Origin of the sequence: Pseudalkalibacillus decolorationis (genome assembly GCF_024609785.1) — a bacterium.
Classification (GTDB): Bacteria; Bacillota; Bacilli; order Bacillales; family Fictibacillaceae; genus Pseudalkalibacillus; species Pseudalkalibacillus decolorationis.
Window position 1 is genome coordinate 24,691 of sequence record NZ_JANHJQ010000016.1, and the last position, 14,941, is coordinate 39,631.

Annotated in this window: 11 protein-coding genes and 1 riboswitch; of the genes, 10 read left to right on the top strand and 1 reads right to left on the bottom strand. The window is 40.0% G+C overall.

Features of this window, described 5'->3' with window-relative positions:
* Window positions 1-171: 171 nt before the first annotated feature.
* From NON16_RS15615 to NON16_RS15635, 5 genes are all read left to right on the top strand, one after another.
* Entirely contained in the window at window positions 172-2,196 is a 2,025-nt protein-coding gene (locus NON16_RS15615; RefSeq protein ID WP_257350334.1) for a bifunctional metallophosphatase/5'-nucleotidase, read from the top strand.
* A 65-nt stretch (window positions 2,197-2,261) separates the two neighbouring features.
* A complete protein-coding gene (locus tag NON16_RS15620) occupies window positions 2,262-2,882 on the top strand; it encodes a class D sortase (protein ID WP_257350335.1) in 621 nt (206 codons plus the stop codon).
* 97 nt (window positions 2,883-2,979) lie between these two features.
* Window positions 2,980-3,099, top strand: a riboswitch (SAM riboswitch).
* Window positions 3,100-3,181: 82 nt separating this feature from the next.
* The gene (locus tag NON16_RS15625) at window positions 3,182-4,210 is read left to right on the top strand and encodes a methionine ABC transporter ATP-binding protein (protein WP_257350336.1); all 1,029 of its coding nucleotides are present in this window, start codon (window positions 3,182-3,184) and stop codon (window positions 4,208-4,210) included.
* A complete protein-coding gene (locus tag NON16_RS15630) occupies window positions 4,200-4,862 on the top strand; it encodes a methionine ABC transporter permease (RefSeq protein WP_257350337.1) in 663 nt (220 codons plus the stop codon). Before NON16_RS15625 ends, NON16_RS15630 begins: the two co-directional genes overlap by 11 nt.
* A gap of 14 nt (window positions 4,863-4,876) precedes the next feature.
* A complete protein-coding gene (locus tag NON16_RS15635) occupies window positions 4,877-5,704 on the top strand; it encodes a MetQ/NlpA family ABC transporter substrate-binding protein (protein ID WP_257350338.1) in 828 nt (275 codons plus the stop codon).
* A gap of 187 nt (window positions 5,705-5,891) precedes the next feature.
* Here the strand turns inward: NON16_RS15635 and NON16_RS15640 are convergent, their stop codons facing one another.
* Window positions 5,892-7,256, bottom strand: coding sequence for a sigma-54 interaction domain-containing protein (locus NON16_RS15640; RefSeq protein ID WP_257350339.1), 1,365 nt, complete (start codon window positions 7,254-7,256; stop codon window positions 5,892-5,894).
* Window positions 7,257-7,487: 231 nt separating this feature from the next.
* Between NON16_RS15640 and NON16_RS15645 the strand changes: the two genes are divergently transcribed.
* The 5 genes from NON16_RS15645 (at window position 7,488) to NON16_RS15665 (ending at window position 14,906) form a co-directional block, all read left to right on the top strand.
* Window positions 7,488-8,570: an aromatic ring-hydroxylating oxygenase subunit alpha gene (locus NON16_RS15645; RefSeq protein ID WP_257350340.1), complete on the top strand. Its 1,083-nt coding sequence runs from the start codon at window positions 7,488-7,490 to the stop codon at window positions 8,568-8,570.
* Entirely contained in the window at window positions 8,563-10,014 is a 1,452-nt protein-coding gene (locus NON16_RS15650) for an aldehyde dehydrogenase family protein (protein ID WP_257350341.1), read from the top strand. The genes NON16_RS15645 and NON16_RS15650 overlap by 8 nt, the downstream gene beginning before the upstream one ends.
* A gap of 451 nt (window positions 10,015-10,465) precedes the next feature.
* Window positions 10,466-11,557 carry a tartrate dehydrogenase gene (locus NON16_RS15655; RefSeq protein ID WP_257350342.1) on the top strand — a complete coding sequence of 364 codons (1,092 nt, stop codon included), beginning with the start codon at window positions 10,466-10,468 and terminating at the stop codon, window positions 11,555-11,557.
* Window positions 11,558-11,711: 154 nt separating this feature from the next.
* Window positions 11,712-13,253, top strand: coding sequence for a BCCT family transporter (locus tag NON16_RS15660; RefSeq protein ID WP_257350343.1), 1,542 nt, complete (start codon window positions 11,712-11,714; stop codon window positions 13,251-13,253).
* Between the two features lie 630 nt (window positions 13,254-13,883).
* Window positions 13,884-14,906 (top strand): DUF3231 family protein, encoded by a 1,023-nt coding sequence (locus tag NON16_RS15665; RefSeq protein ID WP_257350344.1) that lies wholly within the window; start codon window positions 13,884-13,886, stop codon window positions 14,904-14,906.
* Window positions 14,907-14,941 lie beyond the last annotated feature (35 nt).

The window sequence follows — 14,941 nt, forward strand, 5'->3', positions numbered from 1 at the left end:
AGTGACCTTCGTGGCTAAGCAGGGCGCTTGCGCTTTTCTTATACGTTAAGAAAGTATAAAAATACTTTCTATAGTATAAGCGCAACTAAGGCGATCGCCAGCGCTAAGGCTTGGCGCTAGCCAAGTTTTCTTTATTGAATAAAAGTCTAGTAGACAAATTGGGGGATAAGTATGAGGAGAAAAGTAATTTTATCTGTATTACTGTTATTTTTTCTAACGTTCGCGCTTGTTGGATCACTTCTACCAGTTCAGGCAAATGAGGGTGGTAACAACGATTATATACCTTTTCAAATCCTTGCAATCAATGACTTTCATGGGAACCTTGATACGAAAAGCACATTAAATGGAAAAGAAGTGGGCGGTGCAGCTTATTTAGCCTCACACCTTAATCAGCGTCAAGCCGATATGGAAGCACAAGGAAAAAATAACGAAAAAAAATCTTATACACTTCGTTTACAGGCTGGTGACGCAGTGGGTGCGAGCCCAACCGTTTCATCTTTGCTTCAAGACGAGCCAACTATGGAAGCACTGAATCAAATGGGCTTTAAACTCGGTGTACTTGGAAACCATTCATTTGACGAAGGGATTCCGGAGTTCAAACGACTTTTACATGCAACATCTATTCATCCGAACGTAGCGAAATATACGGAAGGAACGGATTACGAATATCATGGCATTGATGATGATTTTAAGTTTCTAGCGGCAAATGTTGTTGAAAAAGTTTCTGGCGCTCATATTTTTGATCCCTATACGATTAAAGATATTGGCGGTGTAAACGTAGGTTTTATCGGCATTGTAACTCCTGAAACAACAACTTCTGCTGCGCCAAAGTATACAAGTAAGTACGAATTTCTTGATATAGCGAAAACAATCGATAAATATGCAAAAGAATTGGATGGTAAAGGGATTAAAGCCATTGTTGTTGTTGCTCACGAAGGTGCTGCAACACATAATGATGTAACAACAGGCAGAATGGCGAACGTGGCTAAACAAATAGACGATCAAGTCGATATTATTTTTGCTGCCCACAGTCACGAAAAGGCGAACGGCTTTGTTGACGGTAAATTGATCATTCAAGACTATAATTACGGACAAGCCTTTGGCGACGTTCGTACGAAGCTTGACCCGAAGACAGATGACTTTGTCAAAGGTTCGATTAAAGCAAAAGTGGTACTCAATACACGCGATATTAAACCAGATCCAGAAATCCAGGTGATTGTTGATGAAGCAAAAAAAGTAACAGCAGAAGCAGCAAATGAACCGATTGGACAAGCAACTAGTGGGGAACCAATTGGAAAACGTAAGCCAGAAGACGGCGAAAATAAGCTTGGTAATTTGGTGACAGATGCACAACGCATCATGACACCTGAAGCTGATTTTGCGATTACTAATTCAGGCGGTATTCGTGAAGCACTGATTCCAAAGACAACTGACAAAGGTAAACACATAATCACATGGGGAGCGGCCTATGCTGTTCAGCCGTTTAATGGCTATATGCAGCTTGTAGAATTAACAGGCCAACAAATTAAAGAAGCGTTGAACCAACAATGGAAGAACCCTGAAGAAATTATGTTTTTGCAAATTTCAGGCTTTAAATATACGTATGTTGACGGAAGCAAGGTTGCTGATTGTAAACAAAAATATTGTGTACAAGATGTCTTTTTAGCAGATGGAAAGACAAAAATGGATATGAACCAAACCTATAAAGTAGCAATGAACGAATTTTTGGCTGACGGCGGGGACGGTTTTACTGCATTTACGGAAGGTAAAGTTCTAACTAATAACGGCACCGATACCGAAACGTTTATTGCTTATATTGAAAAGTTAGCATCAGAAGGAAAAAAAGTTGATCCAAAACTCGACGGCCGCGCGACACTGGTTGAGCCGTCAAAAAACGAGCAGGACGATGGCTCAAACGAAACAGGTATCGATAAAAATGACGGTACGGCTGATGAGGAAAATTCAAAAAAAGAGGATCCGAAAACAAATGATTCAGGTACGAAAACAGAGGACTCGAAGCAGCAAACTGAAAACCCAGGTGAACAAACAGACGTCCCAGGTGAAAATCCAAATGATTTAAATAGCGGACATAAGCTTCCGGAAACGTCCACCAATATTTACAACGCTTTATTGGCGGGTATCATACTCATTGCCGCAGGTTTCACTGTTTTGGTCAATCGGAGAAAACGAGTTTAATCTTACCCCGGAAGGTTCCGGATAGCCCGGGACTTTCCCTATATCTTAATGGAAGGTGTATCGACATGCGCAAATGGATTGGAATTTTATTATTAATTGCAGGTGTTATTTTTATTTCTGTTGCCGGATATAACCTCTGGCTGCATGATAATGGTCAAGACTATGCGATTCACAAAGCGGAAGCTATTGTGAAAGACACTAAAAATCAACAAGATAGACATTCCAGGAAATTTCAGATGCGCGAAAAATTTGATCCAGCCAAAGGGGAATCGATTGGTATTTTAAAGATTCCAAAACTCGATATTAAACTGCCGATTATTGAAGGAACAGATCCCGAGCAGCTGGTCAAAGGAGTCGGCCACTACAGAGCCACCGCTTTTCCCGGCGGGGATAACCAAATTTTATTGTCGGGCCATCGAGATACTGTCTTTCGCCGCTTAGGTGAATTACAAAGCGGAGATAAAATCATTGTTCAGTTGCCTTATGGAACATTTAGGTATGTGATGAAAGATTCTGAAGTCGTTTCGGCTGATGACACAACCGTAATTCGTTCCACCGCACCGAAAGAGGTCCTGACTTTATCAACATGTTATCCCTTTAATTATATCGGTAATGCACCTAAACGTTATGTGATCAATGCCCATCCGGAGGGGAAGTTGAAAATTAATAAAGTTGTATTAAAATGATTCAAACCGTAAAAAACAATTGACAACGAACTTATATATGAATTATGATTAGTGACAATATACAGAAAAACGTGTTAAAAAAATGAATATGACTTTCTTCTTATCTAGAGAGGTGGAGGGACTGGCCCTTTGATACCTCGGCAGCGGGTTTTATGTTAACCATATAAAACACTGTGCTAATTCCAGCAAATGCATGCAAGCATTTGAAAGATAAGAAGAGACGGTTTACATAACTTGTAGGCCCCTCTTCTTATTTTTCGAGAAGAGGGGCTTTTCGTTTTTCAGAAAGGAGCATTGCCATGATTCACTTTGACCATGTGACGAAGGTGTTTAAGAGTAATGGAGCGCCACTTAAGGCGGTAGACGATGTTGAATTGAAGGTTGAAAAAGGCGAAATTTTTGGTGTGATTGGATTCAGTGGTGCTGGTAAGAGTACCTTGATTCGATTGGCCAACTTGTTAGAACGACCAACTGAAGGGCGTGTCCTGTTAAATGGTCAGAATATCGCAGATCTTTCACAACCAGAGCTACGAAAGGTGAGAGGAAAGGTCGGCATGATTTTTCAACACTTCAACTTGTTGGAAGCAAAAAGTGTGTATCACAATGTTGCTTTCCCACTATCTATAGCAGGGATTCCGAAAAAGGAGATCCAAAAAAGAGTGAAGGAAATATTAGAGTTTGTTGGATTGGCTGACAAAGCGAAGCAGTATCCAGATCAGCTTTCAGGCGGACAAAAGCAACGGGTCGGGATCGCACGTGCTCTAGCAACCTCTCCTGAGATTTTGCTTTGCGATGAGGCAACGTCAGCACTTGACCCAGAAACGACGAAGTCGATTTTGGACTTACTCCGCCGCATTCGTGATGAATATAACATCACCATTCTAATGATTACGCATGAAATGCACGTCATTCGTGAAATATGTGATCGGGTTGCGGTCATGGAGAGCGGTAGGGTGATTGAACAAGGATCGATATTTGAGGTGTTTTCGAACCCTGACCATCAAACGACGAAGAACTTTGTCCGAACCGTCATGCAGGATGAGATTCCGGAATCGATATTACGAATGATTGATAAGCACGACGGACGTAGCCATATTTACCGCGTAACCTTTATTCGTGAAACGGCAGGTGAACCGATTCTCTCTAGGATCGCGAAAGGGTTTGATGTCGAAGTAAATGTTCTTTACGGCCAAATCACCGAACTTCAAGGTGTCCCTTTCGGTAACTTGATCGTTGAGTTCCGAGGAGACGGGGCTGAAATCTTAAAAGCGATTCATTATCTTCAAACCAATGTGAAAATCAAGGAGGTGACATCACATGCAGGTTGATCTACTAACCTTTTGGCCAAAAATTCTTGAGGCAACGAATGAAACACTAGTGATGGTAGGGATTTCACTACTATTCGCGACTTTAATCGGGTTGCCACTTGGTGTTGCTCTTGTCGTCACTCGACCAAACGGATTACTTCAAAATGGTGCCTTGTTCAAAGTGCTTAACGCTATTGTAAACTTTTTCCGTTCGATTCCATTTATCATCTTGCTTGTTGCGATTTTGCCGATTACGCGTTTTCTAGTAGGTACATCAATCGGTACAGCGGCGGCTGTCGTACCGCTTGTCTTTTTCTCAGGTCCATACATTGCACGACTCGTGGAAAGTAGTTTACTAGAAGTAAAGCCCGGTGTTGTCGAAGCAGCAGAATCGATGGGTGCAACACCATGGCAAATTGTGTTTCGTGTTCTTATTCCTGAAGCACTCAGCTCACTTGTGCTTAACATAACCATTGCTACGATCGGTTTGGTCGGGGCATCTGCTATGGCTGGCTTTGTCGGCGGGGGCGGCCTCGGTGATTTAGCGATTGCATATGGCTATCAACGCTTTGAAACAGAAGTCATGATCATAACCGTGCTATTGCTCGTCGTACTCGTACAACTTGTTCAGACCACAGGAAATCTATTATCTCGTAAAATTCGTAGACATTAAGAGGAGGAAACAACATGAGAAAATTACTAACACTATTAAGTTTAATCGCCATCATTGGAAGTCATCTAGCAGGCTGCGGTAAAGGGGAAGGTGCTGAGAACGAAGTCGTTAAGGTAGGATTGAATGGTTCAGGTGTTCCGATCTGGGAGAAAATCAAAGAAAAAGCGGCAAAAGAGGGTATTGAAATCGAATTGGTTGAATTTGCGGACTATGTTCGTCCGAATTTGGCACTAGCGGATGGGGATATCGACCTGAATGCATTCCAAACCGTCTCATACTTTGATACATTCATTAAAGAACATGATTTAGACTTGGCTCCAATTGCGACAACAATGATTGCACCAATGGGGATCTATTCTGAAAAATATAAGGATGTCAGTGAAATTCCAGATGGTAGTACAATTGCATTACCGAAAGAAGCAACGAATATGGGTCGCGCGCTTTTACTGTTAGAAAAAGCAGGTTTGATCGGTTTACCGGAGGACTTTGATGGAAATGGCTCGATCGACAAAGTTGAAGAAAATCCGAAGAACCTGAAGTTGGAACCGGTCGTTGCAGCTCAGACCCCCCGTGTATTACCGGATGTAGCGGCATCGATCATTAACAATGGTGTTGCCGTTGAAGCTGGGTTTGTCCCTGTGAAGGATGCGATCTTCGTAGAGGATGATACAGCGAAACCTTATATTAATATCATCGCTGCTCGTGCAGATGAAACGGATAAGGAAGTCTACAAGAAGATTGTTGAAATCTATCAGCAAGAGGATGTAGCCAACCATATCCGAGAGGTTTATAATGATTCATTGATTCCGACATTCGTGCCGCTTGATGAAATCGGCTGGTAGGGGAGCAGGTTCATGACGATTAACAACGTATCCGACATTAGAAAATCGAACCTTACAATCTATAGAGAACAAACCGAATCTCCAACAAGCAATCAAAACTCAATATAAAGAACGGAAGCTCTGATGCACATGGATCAGGGCTTCTATTTTATCGTGGAATACTTTAAACTCATCTATTTCCCGGGATTTATAAATCTGAACAATATTCCTTGATCAGCCTTGCAGCCTTTGTTTGGCTGATGCCAAGGTCCTTGGCCACTTTTCTAGACGATTTATATGTCTGATAAGAGTTTCTGACCAAGATTCGTTTCGTTTCATTGAGTGCTTTATCCAGAGAAGTTGGAAGAGCAAGTTGAGTAACTTGTTTAACATTATCAGTGATAATATCAGGTAAATCTGCCGCCTGTAAAATTGAATTACTTATAATTATTAAACGCTCAATTAAGTTTTCAAGCTGGCGTACATTACCTGGCCAGGAATAGTGAAAAAGTATATTCAAGCATTCTTCGGAAATGACTTTATTCTCGTTATATTTTTGATTAAATTTATTTAAAAAATTGTAAGTAAGCGGAATAATATCTTCTCTTCTTTCACGTAATGGCGGTAAATGAATATCAATCACATTCAAGCGGTAAAATAGATCTTCCCTAAATAATTTCTTTTCAACCATTTCAGCCAAGTTTTGATTGGTCGCAGCCACGATACGGACATCGACTTTTTTCATTTCATTACTTCCAATAGGAATGAACTGTTTTTCTTGAATTAGCTGGAGAAGTTTCGCTTGCACAGATAAAGGCATTTCCCCGATTTCGTCCAAAAAAATAGTACCGCCATTTGCCGCTTCGATTAGTCCTTTTTTCCCTGATTTATTTGCACCAGTAAAGGCACCTTTTGAATACCCGAATAGCTCAGACTCCAATAACTCTTCAGGGATTGTGGCACAATTGATTGCAAGAAAGGGACTGTTTTTCCGGTTGCTTATCTTATGGATATATTGGGATAATACACCTTTTCCTGTTCCGGATTCCCCGAGAATTAGAATGTTAGCATCTGTCAAAGCTACTTTTTTGCAAAATTCAAGGATTCTTTTAATCTTGCCGCTATTCGTCACAAAATGAGATTCCTCTTCATTCTCCTGAGTGGATTTTGACTCAACAGATTTTTCTCTTGCTTTCATCATTCTAATTGTTTGTACCTCAGTTGATGTGATGACAACAAGTTCAATGTCCTTTTTGTCATTTAGTATCGGGATTGCAGATGTCACTAACTCGGCACCAATATATGTTTCCTGCCTCAAATAGCAAGGTTCTTTTCTTTTATATACCTCCGGCACGATAGAAGGCTTCCAATATCCTTTTTCAAATAATTCAACATTATATTTACCGATAACATCTGTTGGTTTAAGCCCATAGTGCTTTTCGCATACTTGATTGACATAAAGAATTCGCTTTTCGCCATCAAGGACAAAAATTTCGTCAGAGGAGTGGTCGAGAATTTTTAAAAGAGTTTGTAGTGTCATCTCTACATTGCCTGTGGGATTAGATATTTTCATTGATGAGCCCTCTCTTTTTGAATAGTGAGTTAGTTTTGCTTACAAATAAATGATTATGAGTTAATTTTAACTCAATATTTCAGATTCTTCAGTAAATTTTTAATTTTTTTACTTAATTTTCTTAGTTTAACAACATTGGCACAATAATTGCATTAGAAATGATACGGGTAGTAAATATTATTTCTGTTTATTTAAAGTGGAAAAATATTGTTTAATTGGAGGAGAAAAAGTATGGCTTATAACAACGTACAAAATGCAACCAATCGAACATTTGAAAGAGCATTACCTTATGACAAATATACAGATCCTAAGGTATTAGAAAAAGAAATGGAGCTCGTTTTCTCAAAGTCGTGGCAGCTTGTAGGCCATGTTAGTCAAGTAGAAAAAGCGGGAGATTTTTTTACAACTGAAGTAGCGGGTGAGCCTATTATCGTAAATCGCGGAAAAGATGAAGTGGTACGTGCATTTTACAATGTTTGTCCGCATCGTGCGACAAAGCTTGAAAGAACAGAGGCGGGAAATAAGAAAATTTTACAGTGTGGTTACCATGGATGGACATTCAAGCTTGATGGGCAGCTGAATAAAGCACCTAACTTTCGAGGAGAAGATGAAGCTTGTGTGAAGGATGCTTGTTTACGATCTGTCCGAATGGAGGTTGTGGAATCATTAATTTTTGTGAACCTGGATGACAACGCGGAACTGTTAAGCGAGTCATATGGAGATTTCTTCGATAAATTGGGCAAGTTCCCTTTTTTAAGTGAGTTAAAAAGAACTCACCGAAGAACACGAGTTATTAAAGCGAACTGGAAAGCTTATATAGACAACTATTTAGAGTGTGATCATTGCCACGTTGCCCATCCTAGTTTCGTTGCGGCGTTGGATATGAATGATTACCAAATTACTATGTGTGACAATTATTCTATTCAAGGTACCGTTGTGAAACCGGATAAGAAATACGGAACAGTTAGTTTAGATGAAGCTGAAATGCAAGGCGGTTCATTCTACTGGTTGTGGCCGAATTTGATGTTGACGATTTACCCAGGTCCTGGGAATATGGCAAGCATTCAAATGGTACCGATTGACCACGAAACATCTTTAGCCGTTTACACCTATTATTTCCGTGATGAAAACTTGTCTCAAGAGGAAAAGGATTTAATGACATTCGCTGAACAAGTTCGTCAAGAGGATATCGAGCTTGTAGAGTTGGAGCAAATTGGATTTCGTTCCCGTGCATTTAATAAAGGAAGATATTCATCTTCAGAAAAAGCGATCGGACAATTTCATGAAATGGTATTGGAGGCCCTCGATGAGTAAAAATGTGAGTGAAGTAAAGTCTACGAAAAAGTTCTTAATGATCAATGGCCAAAAAATAGAAACAGCTAAATACGCATCTCTTAAATCCCCTTATTCTGGGGAAGAAATAGCCGAAATTGCAATGGCAGATAAAGAGCTCACTGCAAAGGCAATCGATGCCGCCTACAACGCACGTGAAGTAATGGCGAAAATGCCAGCTTACGAACGTGCAGAGATATTGGAAAAGGTTGTTATCCTTTTAAAAGAAAAAGCAGTTGAAGCAGCAGAAATTATTACTGCTGAATCCGCAAAACCAATTATGTTCTCCAAAGCAGAAGTGGCGAGAACAATTGAAACTTATAAGTTTGCAGCTGAAGAAGCGAAAAGAATTCAAGGCGAAACGATACCTTTTGATGGTGCAACAGGAGGAGTAGGCCGAATCGGATATACGGTAAGAGAACCTATTGGTGTCATCGGAGCAATAACACCTTTTAACTTCCCAATGAATCTTGTCGCTCATAAAGTAGGACCGGCAATTGCAGCGGGTAACACGATTGTCTTAAAACCAGCTTCACAGACACCACTTTCTTCCCTTTTTATTGCTGAGATCTTCGAGGAGGCAGGTCTTCCGGCCGGCGTATTAAATGTTGTGACCGGGCCTGGCGGTATTGTAGGAGAAGCAATTGTTGAAGATGATCGAGTGAGCATGGTTACATTTACAGGCAGCCCAAGTGTAGGGATTGGCATCCGCAGTAAGGCTGGATTAAAAAAGACCACATTGGAACTCGGTTCAAATTCAGCATTAATTATTGATAAAGAAATTGACATTGATCAAATTATCGATCGCTGTATTATGGGCGCTTTCTCCAACCAAGGACAAGTATGTATTTCCTTACAGCGGGTTTATGCCCATGAAGATGTTTTTGAAGAGTTTGTAACGAAGTTCACTGAAGCGACGAAGCAACTGAGAATTGGCGACCCGTTTGATCCGGAAACATATATTTCTGCTTTAATTACCAAAGGAGAAGCGGAACGTGTATTGGGATGGATTGACGAAACCAAAGGCAGTAATGCAAACATCGCAGCAGGAGGAAACCTGAAGGACGGTATTCTTGAGCCGACAATTATTACGAATGCGGATCACGATTTAAAAGTATCCTGTCAGGAAGCCTTTGCACCTGTTGTAATTGTGAACAAAGTAAGTTCAGTAGAGGAAGCGGTTAATCAAGTAAATGATTCTCGCTTTGGACTGCAGGCTGGCATTTACACGGATAGTGTAAAAAATGCTCTATATGCTTCACAGGAATTGCACGTAGGCGGTGTTATTATTAATGACGTACCGACATTCCGTGTTGACCAGATGCCATACGGCGGAGTAAAAGAAAGTGGCACAGGCCGTGAAGGTATTAAGTATGCAGTGGAAGAAATGACCGAAATGAAATTGACCGTTTGGAATCAAAGCTGATAAGAAAAGCGCAAGCGCCCTGCTTAGCCACGAAGGTCACTGGAAGACCGACGAGGAGGCTGTTGCCGCCGCAGGAGGCCTGAAGTGATCCAAGTGGTTGGGCGCTGAAGCTGGACATTACATCCATGCCGCAAACTTTTATACTTTCTTTANGGCTGTTGCCGCCGCAGGAGGCCTGAAGTGATCCAAGTGGTTGGGCGCTGAAGCTGGACATTACATCCATGCCGCAAACTTTTATACTTTCTTTACTGATAAAGAAAACTTGGCTAGCGCCAAGCTTTAGCGCAGGCGATCGCCTTAGTTGCGCTTATACTATAGAAAGTATTTTTTATACTTTCTTAACGTGTAAAGAAAACTTGGCTAGCGCCAAGCTTTAGCGCAGGCGATCGCCTTAGTTGCGCTTATACTATAGAAAGTATTTTTATACTTTCTTTAAAGGGAGACTTTTGTTGTGAAAAAACTTAAAATTGCTGTAATTGCGGGTGATGGCGTCGGACCCGAAGTCATAAACGAGGGGATCAGAGTATTAAAAAAAGTAGCTGAAATTGATTCAACCTTCCAATTTAACTTCACCTATTTTCCATGGGGCTGTGAATTTTACTCGAAAAACGGAAAAATGATGGATAATGAAGGAATTGAACTGCTAAAAGAGTTCGACGCCATATACTTGGGGGCAGTTGGTTTTCCCGGTGTCCCTGACCATATATCGTTATGGGATTTATTGCTGAAAATCCGAAAAAGTTTTGATCAATATGTTAATATACGCCCCGTGACATTATTAAAAGGGGCAAAATCTTCCTTAATTGATGTACAGCGGGAAGATATCAATATGCTATTTATCCGTGAAAACAGTGAAGGTGAATATTCAGGGGCAGGTGACTGGCTGTTTAAAGGACAGGATCATGAAGTGGTTTTACAAAACAGTGTATTTTCTAGAAAAGGTACAGAACGAATTATCCGTTATGCATTTGAAACGGCGAAAAAAGAAGGAAGGTCCCTGACAAGTATATCGAAGGGAAACGCATTGAATTATTCGATGGTCTTTTGGGATCAAGTATTTGAAGAAGTGAGTGCTGAATATCCTGAAGTTGAAACCGCATCTTATCTTGTCGACGCTGCAGCAATGCTAATGATCAAAGATCCGAAACGATTTGAAGTCGTCGTAACATCAAACTTATTTGGTGACATTTTGACAGATTTAGGTGCTGCAATTGCAGGTGGAATTGGGCTGGCTGCAGGCGCAAATATTAATCCTGAAAGAGAATATCCATCGATGTTCGAGCCCATTCATGGTTCTGCGCCTGACATTGCGGGACTAGGAATCGCTAATCCGCTTGCCTCGATTTGGTCAGCAAGTCAGATGCTCGACTTTTTCGGCTATGAAGCATATGGAAAAATGGTGCTTAACGCGATTGAACAGCTTTTGGTGGAAAGTCAAGTACTAACACCAGATATGACTGGAACGGCTTCTACTGGTGAAGTAGCAGATCGGGTTATTGACATAATTACTTCAACTGTTCCTTCAAACAACTTAGAAGTGTAAAAATGTACGATATCATATGAAGAAAAAACTTCTTCATATGATATTGGATTAATTTTTGCATTTATATATAGTTTTGGTACAACATTTAGAAATCGCTTACATTAACGTGGATTAAAAAAATCCTCAAACAACCTATTATAAAAGGAGTGTTTGTATGAATGGCCAAAAAACCGTATTTTATTACTCATTGGCTATTAGCTTAGCCTTAATAAGTGTCGGAGTATTTGCACCAAAACAGTTAGAGAGTTTTTCCAGCTCATCTCTGAGTTTTATCTATAATAATTTAGGCTGGTTTATTCTGGGCAGTGTTTTTATCTTCTTCGCTTTTTGTATGTATATTGGATTATCGAAGTTTGGACATATACGGTTAGGTGATGACGACGATCGCCCTGAATATAAAACAGCTACTTGGATTGCTATGCTATTCAGTGCTTCAATCGGCATTAGTCTTGTGTTTTGGGGAGTTGCAGAACCTGTATCCTACTATATTGATCCTCCGTTCGGAAAGGAATCCTCCGAACAGTCAGCTAAGCTGGCCATGCAATTTGTCTATCTGCACTGGGGTGTTTCCGCCTGGGCATGTTATGCAGTTGTAGGAGTTTCCTTAGCGTTCTTCCAGTTCAGAAAGAAATTGCCGTCCTCCTTAAGTTCCGCTTTTTATCCATTAGTAGGTGACAAAATTAAAGGTTCTTTCGGTAAATTTATCGATATTATTGTTACTCTTTCTATCGTCATTGGGATTGCTACGTCCCTTGGCTTTGGAACATTGCAAGTGAATAGTGGAATGAATTACCTTTGGGGTATTCCAGTAGGCTTTTATACTCAAGTTATAATAATTGCTATTGTAACCACACTCTATCTTGGATCAACTGTTTCAGGGCTTCAAGGTGGCATAAAACACTTATCCAATCTTAATATGTTTTTAGCTTTTGCTTTATTAGGATTTATGCTTTTACTTGGACCAACACAATCCATACTCAAAATCTTTTTACAAGGAGTGGGGGATTATGCCCATAACTTTATAAACATGTCGTTCCGAACTGAGCCATATAGTGATGGATCATGGATCGCAAACTGGACATTATTCTATTTTGGTTGGTGGATTGCTTGGGCACCGCTTGTAGGAAGCTTTGTTGCGAGAATTTCTAAAGGAAGAACAATTAAAGAATTTATGATGGGGGCTATCTTCATACCTGTTCTTGGTTCCTTTTTCTGGTTTGCTGTTATGGGTGGTTCAGCCATCGATCTTATCGAAAATCATGGCAAAACAGCGATCGCAGCTGCTGTATCTTCGGATGTGACATCTGCCTTATTTATGTTTTTTGATTACTTCCCAATGAGTGTATTTTTAAGCATTTTAGCAATGGTACTCGTGCTTATTTTCTTTATTACATCTGCGGATTCAGCAATTTTTGTTCTAGGAATGATTAGTGAAAATGGGAATCCGAATCCCACTCATACTACCAAAATCATTTGGGGTGTCGTAATTGCAGCAGTCTCAGCTGTATTAATTATGACAGGCGGTTTGTCAGGCTTACAATCAGCACTAGTGGCAACATCGATACCCTTAGCAATTTTAATGCTGTTTATGTGTTATTCCACATATAAGGGGCTGAAAGATGAACTGTTACTCATTTCAGCGAAAAAAGAGCAAGCAGTCAACTTGAAAAATAACATTGCCACTAAAAAAGCATAGATATCAACTTATAATCGCATATGACACTCTAAATTCAGTTGAGTTAGAGTGTCATTTTTCTAGATTGATAAAAAGAATTATGGAACAACTGAACTTAACTTTATAAAAAGGTTAGACACCTTACAGGAAATCAAAACCAAATACCAAGCAGAAGGCTCTGATTCGGTTGAATCAGGGCTTTCAGTTTACCTAGATGCGCTTTTACAAGCAGACATAAAAATTGAAAGCTTACTAGAATTAAAAACATTTTTAGCTAATTTAAACGTTGATTATACAGAAGTTAATAATTAAGAATCTGAATATATTCGGTTATTCAACAAACGCGTCCATATCGTGGAACAACAAGCTTGAAGTTTTATGCGTTCAATCAGGATTTTCAGTGTTATAACTTTATCATGTGAATATATGTTGAATTGAGGTAAGAAAATATCACCAAAAAGAAGAAGCCGGGGGAATCCCGACCTCTTTTTGGTTCTGAAGGATTTAATCACTTCAACAGAATTTTGAACTTTGGAGATTTGTAGTATATGGCCTTTTAAAGAATTTAAACAACTCCCTTTTTAAAATAATAAAAATCAAAATTGGAGGAAGATTAAAGATAAAACTAGTTGAACTTAGGAGGATTTAAACGTGACCACTTCAGACCACCTGTCAATTTCAGCGGCAGAATTAGGAACGTTATGGATGGGCTATGAAAACAAAACGATGAACATGAGGTTTTTGGAATACTACATTGAAAAAGCAGAAAACCCGGAAGCCAAAGACATCTTAGAATCCTATTACAACAAGGAAAGTGAACATGTAGAAACACTGATAAAAATTTTTCAGGACGAAGGGGCTGTTTTGCCTGTAGGATTTACTGAAAAAGACGTTACACCGGGGGTACCTCGTCTATACGATGAAATGTTTGATATCATGCACTTGCGTTTGATTACATCAATCAATATGGGGCTTTTCACAATACATCTTTCTATGGCTTATAGGGATGACATAAGAAAGTTATATCAGCGTTTTACGGCTGATGCTCAAGAAGCTTTTGACCAAACAACGGGTTTTCTGTTAAAGCATTCGGCTATCCCTCGTCCTCCTTATGTCACAATGCCAAAAGATGTTGAATTTGCACGCGACAAACAATATATGTCTGGATTTAACCTGTTCAGTCACAAAAGACCTTTAAATACGGTTGAAATTGCCCACCTTTATCTAACTTTAGAAGCAAACACAATAGGCATGACACTCATGACCGGATTCGCCCAATCAGCCCAAAATAAAGATGCTGCAAAAATTTTCTTTGATGGAAAGGAACTCGCGAAACAAATCGTTACCACATTCAGTGACGTTTTGCGTCAAAGTGATATACACGCCCCATCTATGTGGGCAGGGACAGCAACCGATTCAACCAATGCCCCCTTTTCAGACAAAATGATGATGTATCAAACCAGCGTTTTCTCCAGTTTTGGTCTGACAAGCAATGCTATCGGTTCAGCCTTTAGTTTACGAAGTGATTTACCTTTAAAATTGGCAAAATCTGCACAAGACATATTTACTTTCGCTAAAAATAGTGGGCAGGTCATGGTCAAAAATGGATGGCTGGAAGAACCCCCTCAAGCGGATGACAGGACAAAATTAACAAAGGGACAGAGCAACAAATAAAGACAAAAGATCAGTTAATGCTGAATTCCATTGCT

Coding starts and splice junctions, on each gene's coding strand:
- NON16_RS15615 (WP_257350334.1), top strand. CDS start 172: ATGAGGAGAAAAGTAATTTTATCTGTATTACTGTTATTTTTTCTAACG.
- NON16_RS15620 (WP_257350335.1), top strand. CDS start 2,262: ATGCGCAAATGGATTGGAATTTTATTATTAATTGCAGGTGTTATTTTT.
- NON16_RS15625 (WP_257350336.1), top strand. CDS start 3,182: ATGATTCACTTTGACCATGTGACGAAGGTGTTTAAGAGTAATGGAGCG.
- NON16_RS15630 (WP_257350337.1), top strand. CDS start 4,200: ATGCAGGTTGATCTACTAACCTTTTGGCCAAAAATTCTTGAGGCAACG.
- NON16_RS15635 (WP_257350338.1), top strand. CDS start 4,877: ATGAGAAAATTACTAACACTATTAAGTTTAATCGCCATCATTGGAAGT.
- NON16_RS15640 (WP_257350339.1), bottom strand. CDS start 7,256: ATGAAAATATCTAATCCCACAGGCAATGTAGAGATGACACTACAAACT.
- NON16_RS15645 (WP_257350340.1), top strand. CDS start 7,488: ATGGCTTATAACAACGTACAAAATGCAACCAATCGAACATTTGAAAGA.
- NON16_RS15650 (WP_257350341.1), top strand. CDS start 8,563: ATGAGTAAAAATGTGAGTGAAGTAAAGTCTACGAAAAAGTTCTTAATG.
- NON16_RS15660 (WP_257350343.1), top strand. CDS start 11,712: ATGAATGGCCAAAAAACCGTATTTTATTACTCATTGGCTATTAGCTTA.